This window comes from Aeromonas sp. R4-1 (genome assembly GCF_040908325.1).
Lineage (GTDB): Bacteria > Pseudomonadota > Gammaproteobacteria > Enterobacterales > Aeromonadaceae > Aeromonas > Aeromonas veronii.
The window spans coordinates 20,018-36,658 of record NZ_JBFODM010000037.1 but is presented as its reverse complement, the minus strand read 5'-3'; the positions used below and the strand labels follow the sequence as shown (position 1 = coordinate 36,658).

General features: G+C 59.4%; 15 protein-coding genes and 2 tRNA genes. 10 read left to right on the top strand and 7 right to left on the bottom strand.

What is annotated here, in order from left to right:
* Positions 1-108 precede the first annotated feature (108 nt).
* Together AB5Y90_RS05170 and AB5Y90_RS05165 are read right to left on the bottom strand one after the other, a co-directional pair.
* The gene (locus AB5Y90_RS05170) at positions 109-1,794 is read right to left on the bottom strand and encodes an ABC transporter substrate-binding protein (protein ID WP_005353816.1); all 1,686 of its coding nucleotides are present in this window, start codon (positions 1,792-1,794) and stop codon (positions 109-111) included.
* A gap of 415 nt (positions 1,795-2,209) precedes the next feature.
* On the bottom strand, positions 2,210-5,647 hold the full coding sequence (locus tag AB5Y90_RS05165; protein WP_257124545.1) for an ATP-binding protein: 3,438 nt from the start codon (positions 5,645-5,647) through the stop codon (positions 2,210-2,212).
* A gap of 249 nt (positions 5,648-5,896) precedes the next feature.
* Between AB5Y90_RS05165 and AB5Y90_RS05160 the strand changes: the two genes are divergently transcribed.
* Both AB5Y90_RS05160 and AB5Y90_RS05155 read left to right on the top strand, forming a co-directional pair.
* Positions 5,897-5,972: transfer RNA gene (locus AB5Y90_RS05160), tRNA-Gly, on the top strand.
* 57 nt (positions 5,973-6,029) lie between these two features.
* Positions 6,030-6,103, top strand: a tRNA-Cys gene (locus tag AB5Y90_RS05155).
* Positions 6,104-6,155: 52 nt separating this feature from the next.
* On the opposite strand, the gene AB5Y90_RS05150 is transcribed toward AB5Y90_RS05155, so the two are convergent.
* A complete protein-coding gene (locus AB5Y90_RS05150) occupies positions 6,156-6,449 on the bottom strand; it encodes a hypothetical protein (RefSeq protein ID WP_005347702.1) in 294 nt (97 codons plus the stop codon).
* Between the two features lie 212 nt (positions 6,450-6,661).
* On the opposite strand from AB5Y90_RS05150, the gene AB5Y90_RS05145 reads away from it, so the two are divergent.
* The 8 genes from AB5Y90_RS05145 to AB5Y90_RS05110 all read left to right on the top strand — a co-directional run bounded on the left by AB5Y90_RS05145 (position 6,662) and on the right by AB5Y90_RS05110 (position 12,370).
* Entirely contained in the window at positions 6,662-6,862 is a 201-nt protein-coding gene (locus AB5Y90_RS05145) for a YbfA family protein (RefSeq protein WP_005334863.1), read from the top strand.
* A gap of 433 nt (positions 6,863-7,295) precedes the next feature.
* On the top strand, positions 7,296-7,559 hold the full coding sequence (locus AB5Y90_RS05140; RefSeq protein ID WP_005334862.1) for a DUF2282 domain-containing protein: 264 nt from the start codon (positions 7,296-7,298) through the stop codon (positions 7,557-7,559).
* Between the two features lie 72 nt (positions 7,560-7,631).
* Positions 7,632-8,480, top strand: a complete 849-nt coding sequence (locus tag AB5Y90_RS05135; protein WP_257124546.1) for a DUF692 domain-containing protein — start codon at positions 7,632-7,634, stop codon at positions 8,478-8,480.
* A complete protein-coding gene (locus tag AB5Y90_RS05130; protein WP_257124547.1) occupies positions 8,473-9,225 on the top strand; it encodes a DNA-binding domain-containing protein in 753 nt (250 codons plus the stop codon). The genes AB5Y90_RS05135 and AB5Y90_RS05130 overlap by 8 nt, the downstream gene beginning before the upstream one ends.
* Positions 9,222-9,665 (top strand): DoxX family protein, encoded by a 444-nt coding sequence (locus AB5Y90_RS05125; RefSeq protein WP_257124548.1) that lies wholly within the window; start codon positions 9,222-9,224, stop codon positions 9,663-9,665. Before AB5Y90_RS05130 ends, AB5Y90_RS05125 begins: the two co-directional genes overlap by 4 nt.
* Positions 9,666-9,762: 97 nt before the next feature.
* Positions 9,763-10,242, top strand: coding sequence for a GNAT family N-acetyltransferase (locus tag AB5Y90_RS05120; RefSeq protein ID WP_257124549.1), 480 nt, complete (start codon positions 9,763-9,765; stop codon positions 10,240-10,242).
* 91 nt (positions 10,243-10,333) lie between these two features.
* On the top strand, positions 10,334-11,635 hold the full coding sequence (locus AB5Y90_RS05115; protein WP_306459274.1) for a methyl-accepting chemotaxis protein: 1,302 nt from the start codon (positions 10,334-10,336) through the stop codon (positions 11,633-11,635).
* A gap of 180 nt (positions 11,636-11,815) precedes the next feature.
* On the top strand, positions 11,816-12,370 hold the full coding sequence (locus AB5Y90_RS05110) for a DUF3332 domain-containing protein (RefSeq protein ID WP_005353791.1): 555 nt from the start codon (positions 11,816-11,818) through the stop codon (positions 12,368-12,370).
* A gap of 58 nt (positions 12,371-12,428) precedes the next feature.
* On the opposite strand, the gene AB5Y90_RS05105 is transcribed toward AB5Y90_RS05110, so the two are convergent.
* The 4 genes from AB5Y90_RS05105 to AB5Y90_RS05090 form a co-directional block, all read right to left on the bottom strand.
* A complete protein-coding gene (locus AB5Y90_RS05105) occupies positions 12,429-13,487 on the bottom strand; it encodes an FUSC family protein (RefSeq protein ID WP_042054492.1) in 1,059 nt (352 codons plus the stop codon).
* Between the two features lie 62 nt (positions 13,488-13,549).
* Complete coding sequence (locus tag AB5Y90_RS05100; protein WP_257124551.1) at positions 13,550-15,313, bottom strand: bifunctional molybdopterin-guanine dinucleotide biosynthesis adaptor protein MobB/molybdopterin molybdotransferase MoeA; 1,764 nt, start codon at positions 15,311-15,313, stop codon at positions 13,550-13,552.
* Positions 15,310-15,954, bottom strand: a complete 645-nt coding sequence (gene mobA, locus AB5Y90_RS05095) for a molybdenum cofactor guanylyltransferase MobA (protein ID WP_257124552.1) — start codon at positions 15,952-15,954, stop codon at positions 15,310-15,312. Before mobA ends, AB5Y90_RS05100 begins: the two co-directional genes overlap by 4 nt.
* Complete coding sequence (locus AB5Y90_RS05090; protein WP_005362120.1) at positions 15,926-16,621, bottom strand: energy-coupling factor ABC transporter ATP-binding protein; 696 nt, start codon at positions 16,619-16,621, stop codon at positions 15,926-15,928. The genes mobA and AB5Y90_RS05090 overlap by 29 nt, the downstream gene beginning before the upstream one ends.
* Between the last annotated feature and the right edge of the window lie 20 nt (positions 16,622-16,641).

Sequence of the window (16,641 nt, the reverse complement as noted above, 5' to 3'; positions counted from 1 at the left end):
TTTACTGCAAGTCTGCCCCGCGTCGGGTATAGCTACCCCAACCCCGGCGGTGCCGGGCAAGAAAGGGGTTAACGGGGAAGATGGCCCCCCGCAGGGGGCCGGGATTGTTTAGCTGTTTGGCTTGAGGGACAACACGTGCAGCAGACGCTCAGGGGTGTCCGGGTGGAGCTGAGGTTTGGCTACCGGGTTATCAGCACTGAACCAGCCGTTGAAGCGCTTGGTGCTGTACTCATACCAGGTCGGGTTGTTGAAGACCGGAATGATGGTCTGGTTGGCACCAACACGATCCTGGATGGCGAACATGATCTCCTTCTGCTTGGCCGCATCGGCGGTCTGGGTGAAGTCATCGATCAGCTTGTCGAGCTCGGGGTCCTTGTAACGGGGCGCGGCGAAGCGGTTGCCACGGTCGCCCATGTTGCGGGAGTGGAACGCGGTCTCGAAGTACTTGTGCGGGTTGGCACCGGCAAAGTAACCCTGCAGGGCGACATCGAAGTCACCGGTGATCAGGTTCTCGGTCCAGACGGTTGCTTCCGGGGTGGCGGTCTTGGCGTTCAGGCCCAGCGCCTGCAGCCCTTCTACACCAATCTGAACTGTGTTGACCCAGTCGGTCCAGCCGTTCGGTACCAGTACCTTGAACTCGATCTTTTTGCAGCTCGGGGTGTCGAGGAACTTGTCGCCGTCACAATCCTTGTAGCCTGCCTCTTTCAGCAGGGCCTTGGCCCCTTCCAGATCGAACTTGTTGTACTTGCCGTACTTCTTGTCCACTTCCGGGTTGTTCCAGGAGTCAAAGGCTTTGCCCAGACCTGACGGGTACTCGTTGACGGTGGGGTAGCCGTAGCCCGCGATATCCACCATGGACTGGCGGTCCATCGCCATGGAGAAGGCGCGGCGGAAGTTGATGTCGTTGAAGGCTTCGTTATTGCCCGGGTTCTTGGTCTGGAAGTTGACGTTGAACGCCACGGTACCGGAGGCCGGGAACCAGTATTTGTTGTTCTTCGGATCGTTGCCGACGTAGAGGCGCTCGATATCCGGCACGAAGGAGCCGAACCAGTCGATGTCACCCTTCATGACAGCCGCCAGCACCTGGTCGTTGGTGGCCATCTGCGGCATGCGGATACAGTCGATAGCGAGGTTGGCGTTATCCCAATAGTGCGGGTTGCGGCACTGGGTGTAGAGCTGGGCGGAGAAGTTGTCCACTTCGGTGAAGGGGCCAGTACCAACCGGCTTGTCGTTGGTGAAGGCAACCGGATCTTTCACCGATTTCCACTGATGCTCCGGCACTATGGGTACCAGCACCAGATCATTCACCACGTTGGTGTTGACCTCGGTCAGGTCGAATTTGACCTTGTTGGGGGCCAGCTTCTCGACGCTCTTGATCTGGGTCCAGATTGAGCGCTCATCCAGCGCCTTGTTGGCCTTGACCAGATTGAAAGAGAAGATGATGTCATCGGCATCAAAGGCTTCGCCGTCAGACCACTTCACGCCGTCACGCAGATCGAAGGTGACGGATTTCAGGTCATCGCTGAACGCATAGTTGGTGGCCAGACGATAGACGGGTTTGCCCCCTTGCATATCGTTGAAGATCACCAGCGGCTCATAGATGAAGTGACGGGTGGTGTGCAGCAAGCCCGCTTGCAGGAAGGGGTTGAAGTTCTTGACCCAGGCGGTTTCCTGCTGTGCGACCATGGTCAACACGGTTTTGTTTTCTGCGGCCATGGCGTTACCGGCGGCACCGGCAAGCATCATGGTTCCCAGCATTACAGCGGTAGAGATTTTGGATACTTTGGCAAGCATATGTTTTCCTTTCTTATTTTTTGGCATTCCCGAGGGTTCGCCTTGTTTTGTGTGAGCACCGGTTTCGCATGCTGATGAAATCGGCCCTCTGTGTTGGTCAGGTGTCTAACCTTTGTCGTTCTGTTTTCCAACGCCCTAAGCAAACCAGAATTAACAGGAAAACAACAACTATTGATTTCGTTGTTTTCGTAAAAATTGACGGTGTTACGTCAATCTCGTCAAAATCGTTTTTTATATGTTTAAAATCATTGCTTTGTGTTATTTGCTTTCGCGTAAAAAGTGGCTGTGAAAATGGCGTATATGACAAATTTGTGAATTGGATCTGCTCTCGGTTTCGGGGTCGGGCGAGGCTTTGTTTTGCATAAAAAGAAACCAGATTGCCAATTGTGATCCGGCGCCCGTTTAGGGCGCCGTGTCACGGCTTGCGGTTGGCGAGTTGACGCAGGGTCTGGGCGCTGTGCTGCAACTGCTGGCGCTGGTGGTCATTGAGCGGGCAGTGGCCCAGCACATACTCGGTGGTGGCCACGACCGTCTTCCAGCGTGGCGACTTGGGCAGGGTGTCCAGACTCAGGTATTTGTCGAGGGTGCGGGTCTGCGGGCTGGATCTGTCCATATAGACGCGCCACAGCTTGCTCTTCTCCGCCAGCACGATTTTGCCCTTGCCGGTCCCCTGCTGCCAGGAATCCAGGGTGAGCTGCATGGTCTCTACCAGCGCCCGGCGCAGCGGCTCGTCATCCTGCTGGCGAATGAGGTCGTCGGCCAGCGAACGGAACTCGCCACCCAGGCGGCTCAGCTCGCCCAGCAGCTGTTCATCTTCGATGATAGCTTGCCGCGAGAGGTTCTTGAGGGCGTTTTCCAGCGCCATTACCCGGTTCTCATCCTGACGCAGCTCGGTACTCAGAGTGAGGGCGAAAGCGGCCTGTCCTCCGAGCGTGATAGGCAGAGCGCGGGCGTTGAGTACATCTTTTTGCCCGGCCACCAGAAATTCCAGATTGTGTTCCCGCTCGCTGGCTAGATCGGGCCACTGCTGTTGCAGCGGAGTGGCGAGCCACTCATTGAGGGGCTGCCCCTCCATGGCTTCCGGCTCCTGCCCCAGCAGGCGCGCCAGCACCCGGGAGGCAAACAGCACTGTGCCCTGCTCGTCGATAAAGATCATGGGGTCGGCCCCTTCGCCGAGCAGGGCCAGCAGCCGCTGCTGATCCTGATGCAGTCGATCCTGCAGGGTGAGACGGTGCTCGATCTCCTGCTTCAACAGCCGGTTTTCTACCAGCGAGGCGCGTCCGGCCTTGGCTTCCAGCAGTGCCTTGACCCTGGCAAACAGCTCCTCCTTGCAGAAGGGTTTGACCAGATAGTCGTTGGCACCGGCCCCGAAGCCCTCCTCGATATCCTTGGGCTGGTTGAGGGCGGTGAGCAGCAGCACCGGCAGCATATCTTTCGGGTGCTGCTGGCGCAGGCGACGGCAGACGTCAAAACCGGAAAGGGTCGGCATCATCACATCGAGCAGGATGAGGTCCACCGGCTCCTCAGCCAACTTGGCCAGCGCATCGTGGCCGTCACTGCTGGGCAGAATGCGGTAGCCGCAGGGCTGCAGCAGATGGCGCAGGATGTGCAGGTTGATGGGCTCGTCATCCACCACCAGAATGAGCGGCGCATCCTCGGGGGGAGGGGGCAGATCGTCGCTCTCCCAGTCCGGCAGGATCAGCGGTTGCTGGCGCACCAGCTGATGCTCGATCTGGCGGCTGTCGAGAGTCAGATTGGCCGCTTTGCCGGTGGCAAGGGGCAGGGTAAAGGCGAAGGTAGAGCCAACGCTCGGCTCGCTCTCGACAAACAGTTCGCCCCCCATCAGGTGCACCAGCTGGCGGGTGATGGAGAGGCCAAGGCCGGCTCCCTGCTTGCTCACCTCCGGGCTCATCTGTACCAGCGGCTCGAAGATATGTTCCAGATGGTCGGGGGCGATGCCGATGCCGGTATCCGTGACATTGATGCGCAGGAAGTTGCTCTCGACGATGGCACTGAGCACCACCTTGCCCTGCGGCGTGTACTTGATGGCGTTACCCACCAGGTTGTAGAGCACCTGTTCGAGCCGCTGCTCGTCGGCCAGCACCGGCGGCAGTTCGGTCGGGCTGATATCCACCAGAGTGAGGGGTTTGGCCTGCACAAGATGCTGGCAGAGATCCAGCACCAGCCGGATAACCCCTTTTGATGAGACGGGTTGTGAGTGGATCTCCAGCTGGCCGTAGCGCATCTGGTGGTAGTCCAGCAGATCGTCAACCAGACGGGCCAGACCGTCGGCGCTCTTGATGATGAGGCCGAGCTGCTTTTGCTGCCCTTCGGTCAAATCCTGCTGGCTGGCGAGCATCGACTCGGCCATCCCCTTGATGCCGTGAATGGGGGTACGCAGCTCGTGGGAAGTGTTGGCCAGCAGTTCATCCTTGAGCTTGTCCGCCTGCTGCAGGCTGAGGTTCTGCTTGTGGGTCAGCTTGACCTGCTGTTGCAGCTCCTGGGTCTGCTGTTCGATCAGTTCGATCTTGTCCTTCACCGAGCGCTGCATATGGCGAAACGCTTCGGCCAGCCGGTCGATATCATCGCCGGTGCGCTCGATGGCGATGGGGTGATCCAACGCGCCGTCGGCCACCTGCTCGGCTGCTTCGGTCAGGGATCGCAGCGGCGCCGTGATGGAGTGGGAGAGCCAGCGGGAGAAGAGGATCAGCAGCAGCACCGAGCCTGCACCCAGCACAATCACCAGAGTTTCCAGCTGGCGGATCGGGGCATAGGCTTCCCGAGTGGAGATCTCGGCGATAAAGGCCCACTCGGTATCGAACACCTTCACCTGGGTGTAGGCGGCCAGCACCTCGTCATCCTGATAGGAGTGGAACAGCCCGACCCCCTGCTCGCCGGAGAGCGTCTTGGTGATGAGGGGCGTTTGCAGTGGACGGAAGTTGGGGCTGAAGCTGTTCTCGACGCTGAACTCCGGTGCCAGCCAGGCATCGGCGCGCATCCGCTTGTCAGGGCCGATGAGGATGGTCTCGCCGGTCTCGCCCAGCCCCTCCCGCTCCGCCATGATCTGGTTGAGCTTGTCCGGCAGCAGCTCGAAAATCACCACCCCGCGCACATAGTCGTATTGCATCACGGGGGCCGCCATGTAGGCGACCACCTGCCCGGTCAGCTCGTTGCGGCCAAAATCGGTGAATTCGAAGATCTGCTGCGGCTTCTGGCCGCCATCAAGGCGGCGTTTGATCTTGGCGAAGGTCTGGCCCAAGCCACTGCCCTGGTAGGGGCCGGAGAGCAGATTGGTGGCAAAGTTAGGGTGCTTGGTGACCGAATAGACCACATCACCGTTGAGGTCCACCAGAAAGATGTCGCTGTAGTTGGACTTGCGCACCATGTCGGCATAGCCGCGATGAAAGCGCTGGTGCACCCGGCCATACATCTCGTCGGCGAGGATAAGTGCCGTGATGGAGGGTTCGATCTCCACCTGACTGTCCGGTTTGCGCAGTTGATCCCAGGAGCCGGGCAGATAGCGGGCCTGGGCGCGGCTGCGGGCCTCCTGCGGTGTGGTGCCCAACTTCTCGAAGGCGCCGGTAAAGCCATAGAAACGGCCGATACTGTTGCCGGCAAAATCCTGCTGGGAGAAGTTGATGATCTGCTCTTTGAGGTTGTTGAAGTAATCCTCGAGCTGACTCTTCTTGATATTACGAACGGAGACCAGATGGTTGGAGGTCTGGGTGGTGAGATCCTTGCCGTGGCTGTATAGGAAGAAGAGGGTGATGACCAAAAAGGGCACCATGCCCAACATGAAAAAAGCCAGCATTAACTGCGGCCTGAGCCCACGAAGCGTGAAGATCCATTTCATCTTGTGATTTTCAATTGAGAATCCGGTTATTAAGCCGCTCAAGTCTCGAACGAAAGCGTAATCATTTCAACGACTTTATCCCAAATTCGCTTGGTGGGTCACAGCTGGCTGGAGAAAAATGCAGCAAGGCGTTTAAACCCTGAGCAAACAGTCTGCATCAGGGCTTAAATTGCGAAAAAGGGGTTGTGCTGGCGCTCGTGGTACGTATAATGCGCCTCGTTGTCAGGCAACTGGCACGAAAGCAGTAACGCGGGAATAGCTCAGTTGGTAGAGCACGACCTTGCCAAGGTCGGGGTCGCGAGTTCGAGTCTCGTTTCCCGCTCCAATTTTCCATCGCACCAACGATGGAATTCACTTTCAAGACAATCAGTCTTGTCAGCATGGCGCGTTAGCAAAGCGGTTATGCAGCGGATTGCAAATCCGTTTAGTCCGGTTCGACTCCGGAACGTGCCTCCATATTCTCTCTCTTTTTTCCCTGATTTATCACTCTTCGAGCCGTGAAGCTTGGTCAGTATCCTTGCTGCACCAGTAACTGTTCGCAGCCAGCCTGTTTCCACTCGCGCTCGAGATAGTGGCTCACATCCGCCATGTTTTGCCCCCGATATTGAAACTGCACCTCGGCGCTGTGCTGGTTGAGATCCGCAATCCGTTGCTTCAGTGTGCCGCATTGCCACAGGCTGACGGTGGGCACGCCCCGTTCGGCCAGCACGATGGCATCTTCCCGATTCAGTTGCCACTCCTCCAGTTGTGCCCGTGTCAGGGCAACCATCAGCACCAGCAGTGCCACTTCCGGCAGTTTCATGCGTGTCTCCCTACTGCATGTTTTTCCCCTGATAACTGTGGCAAAGCGCACGATTTTCGCAAGTTTGTTAACTGTTGGTTAATGACGTAACCCGTTTTCAGTATTTCCCGTTTTTCACTATTTTTTTATAAAAAAATGCGTTGGTGATGTAGTAATCCTACATGGAGTGGGGTAATCTTTGTTCAGTGGTCTTACCAGTAAGGAGTTACATCATGTTTCATCCCTTTTCCCTGACTCAGATTATTCTTCGTCGCATTTATGTATTGCTGGTGGGCATTCTGGCTTTCCCCGTGATGCTGTTTCGCAGCGATCGTGCCCGCTTCTACAGCTATCTGCACCGGATCTGGAATAAAACCAGCACCAAACCGGTGTGGCTCAAAATGAGCGAGCGTGGCGAGCGGATCTTCTACTAAACCCCATTCGCACCATGTGCAAAAAGAGACAGCCAAAGCTGTCTCTTTTTCTATCTGCTTGCCGCAACTCCTGGCTCCCAATACCACTCCGATTGTTTATTTATTGTTTCTTTAAAGTTGCATCCAGCCCTGCCTGTTGGCGGGGTTTTTTTATGTCTGACGCATCTTTTTTGATGGAAGCTGTGAAGAAGATTAACGGGATGAAAGCACCATATGGCACTTTACTCGTTCATTAATGGGTGGTCGTCGAGAAATTTTCAATGATGAAATAGCTGTTTAAAATCAATTCATTGAGTGTTTATATTGGGTTTTTTAACTCTTTTTGTGTTTTTTTTGAAAGGGAATATCCCGTTTGCCGGTTCTATTGCAGGTACCCGGTTGCGACAAATCGGGGATATCAGCAACATCCAACGACATCAAAAGGAACATGAACATGAATGTTAAAAAAAGCACTGCTATCGCCTCCGCCATGACCGGTCTGCTGGCGCTGGGCGCCCAATTTATCGCGGCACCAGCAATGGCTGCCGATGAAAAGGAGAAGTGCTACGGCGTGGTCAAGGCCAGCAAAAATGACTGTGCGACCAAGAGCAGCTCCTGCGCCGGTACTGCCAAGGAAGATGCTCAGGGTGATGCCTTTGTGGTGATGCCCAAAGGGCTGTGCGAGAAGCTGGTCGGCGGTTCGCTGCAACCCAAGTAAGAGACATCGGGCAGGGGATGGCCAATGTGTCGCCCCCTGCATCTTCTCTGGTTGGCGAAAGCGAGTCTTGCGATGAACCCTTTGATTGGTATCGGATTACGCACTCCCCATTACGACGAGATCCGGCAAACCCTGCCGGCAGTCGGTTGGCTGGAGGTGCACAGTGAAAATTACTTCGAACGGCACAGTCACGGTTTTCAGGTGCTCGCCGAACTGGCGCAGCACTACCCCGTCAGTCTTCACGGCGTTGGCATGTCCCTTGGTTCTGCCGACCCGCTCGATCCGCACCATCTGCAGCAGTTGTCGACACTGGCCGCGGCGATCAATCCGGTACGGATCTCCGAACATCTCAGCTGGGGCAGCATTGGTGGGCGTTACTTCAACGATCTGCTGCCGGTGCCCTATACCCGCGCCTCCCTGCGCAACATGAGCGACAAGATCCAGCAGGTACAACAGACCCTGGGTTGCCGCATGTTGATTGAAAATCCCTCCTCCTATCTGCAACTGCCTGGGGAGATGAGCGAGTGGGAATTTCTGGCCGAGCTACAGCAGCGCAGCGAGTGCGGCATCCTGCTCGACCTCAACAATCTCTATGTCAGTGCCTTCAATCACGGTTTCTCTTGCGATGAGTATCTGGCGGCGATCGATCTCGCCACCGTTGGGGAGATCCATCTGGCCGGTTATACCGAGAAGCAACTGCCGGAAGGCTCCCTCTATATCGATACCCACAGCGCCCCTGTGGTGGAGCCGGTCTGGGAACTCTATCGCCAGATCTGCCGCAAGCAGGCCATTCCGACCCTGATTGAGTGGGACCTCGAGATCCCGCCGCTGCCGGTCTTGCTGGCAGAGGCGGCGCAGGCCAGCGCCATTCTGGATGAGGCGTGCGCCATGAGTGCACCACGGGAGGTGGCCCATGGCTGAACTGGCACAACTGCAACAGCACTTTGCTGACGGTCTGCTGGGGGAGCCTGACGCCATTGCCCCTCACATCAGCTCCCGGCTCTTTCCTGCCGAATCTGTGCTGCAGGTCTATCGCAACTACTTCATCCTGAGCCTTGGCGAGGTGCTGGCGAGCAGTTATCCCGCCGTCAAGGCCATGGTCGGGGATGACTTTTTTGCAGCGGCGGCCCGTGGCTTCGTATTGGCCGAGCCCCTCAGGGAAGGGAGCGTCATGCACTATGGCGCCGGATTTGGCCAATGGTTGGCCCGCTTGCCAACTACAACCGGGCTGCCTTGGCTGGAGGCGCTGGCGCAGTTCGAATGGCAGCTTGAGCGTGCCAGTCTGCTGCCGCTGGAATCACGCTGCTGGCCAGCCGAGCGTCTGGCCGCATTATCGCCGCAACAATGGGAGCGGCTGCGGCTGTTGCCAGCCACGGATCTGCTGCTGGTTGCCAGCGATTATCCGGTGCTGGCCCTGTGGCAGATGGCGCTGCACGGTGGTGAAGCGGTGGAGGTGCTTTATGCCCCCGTCTGGTTGGCATTGAAGAAACAGCCGGATTGCCGGGTTGCCCCCTTGCCCCTGACGGCGGGTGAATGGGCGCTGCTACAGGGATGTCTCGCTGGTACGGCGCTGGTCGATCTGCTGGCGGCCGCCCCTGCGGCTAGTGAACATCTCACTCGCCTGATAACCCTTGGTCTGCTGGTGGATATGGAGGTAATGCCATGATGGCAAACAAATGGCTGGCGCTGGCCAGCTCGAGTGGTGATTTGCCGCGCTGGAGCAGTGCCGGTGTGCTGTTGCTGGCGCGGCTGTGGGTCGCGTCGGTCTTTGTCACCTCAGGCTGGCTCAAATTGACGGCGTGGGATTCAACCCTCTATCTGTTTGAATCCGAGTATCAGGTTCCCCTGTTGCCCTGGTTGTGGGCTGCCTATCTGGGTACGGCGACCGAGCTGCTGCTGCCGCTTTTCCTGCTGGCGGGGCTTTTTACTCGCCCGGCCGCCTTGCTGCTGTTTGGCTTCAATATCATGGCGGTGATCTCCTACCCGACCCTCTGGGCGGGTGGCTTTTACGATCACCAGCTGTGGGGCTGGATGCTGCTGACCCTGATCATCTGGGGCGGCGGTGTGCTGAGCCTGGATTATTGGCTGACACGTCGCAACCATTGATTTATCAGTGATTTTCCCAATGACAAAGAGCGCCACAAGGCGCTCTTTGTCATAATGACGGCCGGCGAAATTTCCCATGAGAGAAAAGGAGCAGCCAATGATCATTCGTCAGGCAAGGGCCGCAGATATACCAGCACTGGTGGCGCTGCGCATGGAGCTGTTTTGTGAGGTCGGTGAGCTGGTGACGCCGCAGGCAGACCCGGCCTTGTGGCAGGCCACCCTTGACTACTTTACCCGGGCGATGAGTGAAGAGAGTGCTTTATCCTGGCTGGCTGAGGCCGATACGCAGGAGGGCGGCAAACAGATCGTGGCGGCAGGGACGCTGGCATTGTTTGAACGGCCACCCTATCCCGGCAATCTGGCGGGGGTGGAGGGGTATCTGCTCAATATGTATACGCGGCCACAATGGCGCCAGCAGGGGATCGCCACGGCGCTGCTCGATGCCATTACAGCTTTCGCCTGCGCGCGCCAGCTGGGCAAGGTGTGGCTCCATGCCAGCGAGCAGGGGCGCCCTCTCTATGAGCGGATCGGCTTTGTCGCCAATTCGGCCTATCTGGAGTGGGGTCTGGCACCTTAATCGATGGGACCCCGTTATCCCTCTGGTTTCTCGTCTAAAGTTCATGCAGATGTGATGTAGTTGTAAACGGGTAACAGAGGGGCAGGGCAAGATGTTCAACTTCAAACTCAAAGCGGAATTACAAGCGTGTCAAATGCAGTTGGCCCAGGCCCAGGCATTTATTGATGCAGTAAAAGTCGGTGTCGCTACCATCAGTTTCACACCAGGTGGCGAGATCCTCGAGGCGAACCCGCTGTTTCTGAGTGTGGTGGGCTATAGCGAGCAGGAGGTGATTGGTAAACACCACCGGATCTTTTGTGATGCCCACTACGCCCAGTCATCCTCCTATGCCCAGTTTTGGGAACAGTTGCGTCAGGGGCATTCCCACAGTGGCATCTACCAGCGCATTGACAAACATGGCAGGGAGTTGTGGCTGGAGGCTACCTACTTCCCGGTCAAGGTTGAGGGCAAGGTGGTCAGGGTCGTCAAGATAGCCTCCGATATCACCGAGAGTTATCAGCAGTTGAGTCGTCAGAAAGCGATCATCTCGGCACTCGATCGGGCGCTCGCCATTATCGAGTTCACCCCCATGGGGGAGATTGTGACGGCCAATCAGAATTTCCTCTCCTGCGTCGGTTACTCCCTTTCGCAGCTCAAGGGGCAGCATCACAGGCTGTTTTGCGATGAGAGCTTCTATCGCGAGCAACCCCACTTCTGGGACGATCTGGCCCACGGCCAGCTCAAGTCTGGGCTGTTCAGTCGCCGTGACAGCCACGGCAACGAGATCTGGCTGGAGGCTACCTACAACCCCATCAAGGATGAGAGCGGCAAGGTGGTCAAGGTGATCAAGTTTGCCAGTGAGGTGACAGAGCGGATCAAGCGCGCCCAGGCAGTGAGCGAGGCGGCCAACATAGCCCAGACCATTTCGCAGGAGACCACCCGCTTTGCCGAAACCGGGTCTGAGCTGCTGGCGGCATCGGTTGCCATCTCCAGCGCCATTTCCGAACAGGTGAGTCGCACTTCCGGCCTGATTGGTCAGCTCAATGAGCAGTCGAAAAGTATTGAAGCCATTGTCTCGACCATCAGCAGTATTGCCGAGCAGACCAATCTGCTGGCCCTTAACGCCGCCATCGAGGCAGCTCGGGCCGGCGATCAGGGGCGCGGCTTTGCGGTGGTGGCCGACGAGGTACGTCAGCTGGCTGCGCGCACCTCCCTCTCGACCGGCGAGATCGCCAGCGTGGTTCAGAAAAACCGCGAACTGACGGCCCAGATCACCGGCAACATCAATGAGGTGGCCACCAGCGCCCAGCGTGGCAAGGAGCAGATCGGCGAGGTGAGTGGCGTGATGGCACAGATCGAGCAGGGTGCCATCAATGTGACCGAGACAGTCTCCAATCTGGCCATCGGCTCCTGACGGTTATTGATTGTTGAACGAGGCACCGATCGGATGATAATCCCATCGGTGCTTATTTATTGCGCACTTGATATGCCAATCTGAACCCCTCCTGTATCGTCCCGCCATTGTGAATTGTCCTCTTCTGGCCCCTTGATTAGGCTTGCCGCCTCATTCATTTCAGAGCAGGAACAGAACACGATGGCATTACAACAGAAGGGGCGGGCAATGGCCCTGCTGGTTATGGTCGCGAGCATGGGTCTGGGCGGCTGTATGGGGCAGATGGGGCTTTCCGGCATGGTCACCAAGGGCAACCTGAGCGTGGTGGATAACCGCTACGCTCGTGCCGGGGTCTTTATGCTGCTCTCCCCTGTCTACGGTCTGGCCGCGACCGCTGACCTGTTCGTCTTCAATACCATCGAGTTCTGGTCTGGCAAGAACCCTATCACCGGCAAATCTCCGGCGGTGGTGGACATGAAAGCCAATCCGGTGATCAAGGTGAACCAGCATCTGGATCCGGCCCTCAAGAAGGTGCCGCTGGCCATGCTGCCACAAGGGGTGCGCGAGGTGGAGATCAGCTACCCGGACGAGCATACCGCCCAGATGGAGGTGCACTATCTGGATGGCCGCCGCAGCATGATGCGTGGCGAGAAGCGTGGCGAGCTGATGGATATCTACTTCGATGGCCGCTTTGTCTCTACCCTGAGCCGTGCGGAGCTGGAGCAGATGAGCGAGAACGCCCGCACGGCGGCCTGATCATCAGTGCCTATGCCGACAAGAACGCCCCGCCACTGCGGGGCGTTTTGCATTGGGCCTAGTCGGGCTGCTTGCGATGGGGCGGGGTGAGGATCAGACCCAGCAGGCGGCGCAGGTGGGTGAGCTGCTCGGTCAGCTGGACGTTGAGCCAGAGGTAGCCATTGATGGCTGCCTCTGCGTTGGGCGGGAGCGATACCTGGGTCGCCACCTCGTGCAGGCGGGCGATGGCGGCATCCGCGCCACGCCCGTCACCGGTTTGCATCATCAGGGCAAGCTGGTTGATCGCCTCCTCGGTGGCCAGATGGCAGGCTTGCAGCGCAGCCGTGCTCTGCATCAGGAAGTGGCTCTCCCGATCGTTCCAGTAGGTGTTGGCCAGCATCTCAAGAGTGCAGAGGGTGTTGCGCATGGTGACCTGCACCGCATCAAACAGGGCGACGCTGTGGCGCGTCTCCTTGGCCGCCGGGGCCAGCAGGGCCCGCAGTTTGCCGGTCTGTGCCAGCAACTGGGAGAGATTGTGCTTGAGGCGAGGGCGCTCCAGCACATTGGGGGAGAGGTGGGTGTGATAGAGCCGCCCCGACTGCTGCAGGATCTGGTGCAGTTGCAGCCGCCAGTGGCTGTAGGCCCGCTGGGGGTAGATGCTGCAAAAGAGCAGCGCCAGCAGGGAGCCCAGGATCACGTCGGCACTGCGCCACAGCGCCGTCTCTATATCCCCCGGCATGGCCCCCATGGTGACTCCCAGGGTGATGCCGATCAGCAGCCCCACATAGGGGCGCTTGCCGAGGGCCAGATAGCCGCAGAGGAACATGATGCACCCGCACCAGATCAGGGTGAGTGGCAGGGAGTAGATCTCGAGATAGAGCGCCACCACCCCGCAACTGGCGCCGAAGATGGTGCCCACCACCCGCTGCAGGGCGCGGGAGAGCACATTGCCCCAAAACGAGATGGGGCCCATCACCACCACCAAGGTTATCAGCGGCCAGGTGCTCTCCGGCAGTTTCAGCTCGCGGGTCAGCAGAAAGGTGAGCATAAAGGCGAGCGCAATGCGCAGGCCATGGACGATCCGGTAGCGGCCATAGACCAGCAGATCGAGTCGGGAGAGGGGGGCATCAAGACGCACAGTCTGCCTCCTGTCAGGTGGGTGACGGGGCGCCGTGCATCCGGCCGACGCCCCGTCGGGATTTAGGCCAGTCGTCCCTGCAGGGGGTGGATCCAGACCCGCTCGCCAACGGCGATCCCGGGTTGATCCGGTACGATTTCAATCAGACAGTTGGCATCGGCCATGGAGCTGAGAATGCCGGAGCCCTGTGGCCCTGTGGTGCGCACCCGCAGCTGTCCGTTACGATCCTGATGGAAGATGCCGCGCAGAAACTCGGTGCGCCCCGGGCGGCTCTTCATCTTCTCGTCCGCCAGTGCCGAGAGGCGCAGCGGCTGCCACCGCTTGCCTTGCAAGCGGGCGATGGCGGGCTCGACAAACTGCAGCACGCAGATCATCGCCGCCACCGGATTACCCGGCAGGCCGAAGAAGGGGGTCTGCCCCAGCTTGCCAAAGGCGAGCGGGCGACCCGGCCGCATCTGGATGCGCCAGAAATCGATCTGGCCGAGCTCCGCCAGCACCAGCTTGATAAAGTCGGCATTGCCCACCGAGACTCCGCCCGAGCTCAACACCAGATCGGCGCTGGCGGCGGCCTGCTCCAGCTGCTGGCGCAGAATGGTTTTGTCATCGGGAATGATGCCAAGGTCTATCACCTCGCAACCAGCGGCGCGGATAAGGGCCATCAGGGTGAAGCGGTTGCTGTCGAAGATATGGCCGGGGGCGAGCTGCTCGCCCGGCGCCTGCACCTCGTCACCGGTACTGAACAGCGCCACTTTCAGCGGGGTGCGCACCGTGAGACTGGCTTGACCGAGTGATGCCGCCAGCCCCAGCTGGGGGGCACCAAGCCAGGTGCCGGCCGGGATGGCGACCGCGCCTTTGGCGAGATCTTCCCCGGCCAGGCGCACATTCTGCCCTGCGCGAATGGGGGCGGTGACCGTGACCCATTCACCTTCAATCAGCGTCTCTTCCCGCATCACCACGGTATCCACACCGGGGGGCAGCGGGGCGCCGGTCATGATCTGCACCGCCTGACCGGCCAGCACGGGCTCGTGGCGCTGCTGGCCCGCCAGCACTTCCCCCACCAGCTGCCAGCGACCGGTGGCGAGATCGTCGCTACGAAGGCCAATGCCGTCCATCGCCGAGTTGGCGTGGGGTGGCACATTGATGGGGCTTATCAGATCTGCGGCCAGCACAGCGCCGTGGCACTGGGCCAGCGGTTTATCGATGCAGGCCGTGCTCGGGGTGAGGGCCGCCAGAATGGCGTTGCGGGCCGCCTCGACCGAGAGAAAGCCCTTGCCCGCCTCAGGCTCCTTGCTCTGGCAGCCATCAAGCCAGCGGCAGACGAAGTCGGCAATGGCCGCCAGATCGTTGATATCGAGGCGGGGCAGGCTTGTCTGCTGTTGTTCGCCACTCTGTTGGGGCTGATCGCTGGCCAGCGCGATGATGTCGCTGTCTTCGGGGAAGAGCAGCGGCTTGCCAATCTCGGCGCGGTGCAGCTCGATTTTCGGGAAGTGTTCGTGCTTGAACCCCTCGACCAGCAGCAGATCGAGCTCTGTTTGATCGAAGCTGGCCAGCAGTTGGCGAAAATCGGCTTCGGCCAGTTCCGTCTCAATGATACGAGCATGACGACAGCGGGAAGCCACCATCATCTGCTGGGCACCCGCCTTGCGCAGGCGGTAGCTGTCCTTGCCCGGCTGGTCGATATCAAAGTCGTGGTGGGCGTGCTTGAGCACCCCGATGCGCAGGCCGCGATCCACCAGCAGGGGGATCAACTGCTCCAGCAAGGTGGTCTTGCCGGTGCCGCTCCAGGCGGCGAAGCCGAGCAGGGGAAGAGTGGGGGCCGGGGTCATGAGGTGACTCCTTGTTGGGGGTCGATAGCCGGGGCAAGCAGACGGGCCTCGTAGGCGGCCAGCTCGGCAGGGCTATTGAGATTGATAAAGGCATCCGGCTGATCGGCAAAGCTCACCACCGCCATATTGTGGCGGGCAAACCAGATATCGATTTTGCGCTCCCCCTCTACCAGTGCGGCGGTGAGGGAGGGGAGCAGGGATTTGTGCAGCAGGGCCACCACGGGTTGCAGCCAGTCGCCGTCGTGGGCCACTACCAGCTCGGTATCCGGGGTCAGGGCGGCGCGAAAGCGGCTCATCAGATCCAGCGGCAGGGCGGGGCCATCGCAGGGAACGAACAGCACCCAGTCGTGACGGGCGGCGGCAAGACCTGCCTGCATGCCCGCCAGCGGACCGAGATAGTCGTTGTTGTCATCGCTGATGACCGGGGCCAGCGCTTGATAGCGGGCCTGACTGCGGTTGGCGTTGATCAGTACCTCATCCACCTGGGGGTGCAGGCGCGCCAAAACATGGTCGATAAGAGGGCGTCCCGCCAGTGCTACCCATCCCTTGTCTTCGCCCCCCATCCGGGTGGCGCGGCCTCCTGCCAGGATCACAGCTGATACGGCAACGGGATCAGAGTGGCTGTCGCTTTTTGAAGTCATGTCGCTCGATGATTTTTAAAGGGGTCGTCTCTTGCAGCTGGCCACGTGCGAGGGTCCATTGCCGCTCGCACAGGTCGGTCAGGGCATTGCTCTGGTGGCTGATGACGACCAGGCCGCTGCCATGTTCCCGCAGATCTTGCGCCAATGCGGCCATCAGGGCAACCGAATGTGTGTCCAGATTGGCGGTGGGCTCATCCATCAGCAGAAAGGCCGGTTGCAGCGCCCAGGCGCGTGCCATCGCCAGCCGTTGCCGTTCGCCACCGGAGAGAATGCTGATGTGCTCCCGCGCCAGCCCCTCCAGCTCGACCCGGCGCAGCGCCTCGAACACCCGGATCTCGCTGCCGAGCTGTTTATCGAGCGCCCAAGCGACGTTGTCGTGCACCGTGCGATCGAACAGATAGGGGGTCTGGTGCAGATAGGTAACCCTACCCGGCCCCAGATCCCGTTTGAGCAGCCGGTTTAGCCGCTGCTGCCAGCGCCCCGGCAGATTGGTGTGGCCGCGGGTGGGTGCCAGCAGCCCCGCCAGAATTTTGAGCAGAGTGGTCTTGCCCACCCCGTTGGCTCCATGCAGCCAGATGGCATCCCCCGGTGCGATGGCGAGCCGGTCAATCTCGAACAGCTGGCGCTCGCCAAAGCGCATCGTCAGCTGGTGGGCGGTCAGGGCCATGGGGTACTCCTGTTGGTACA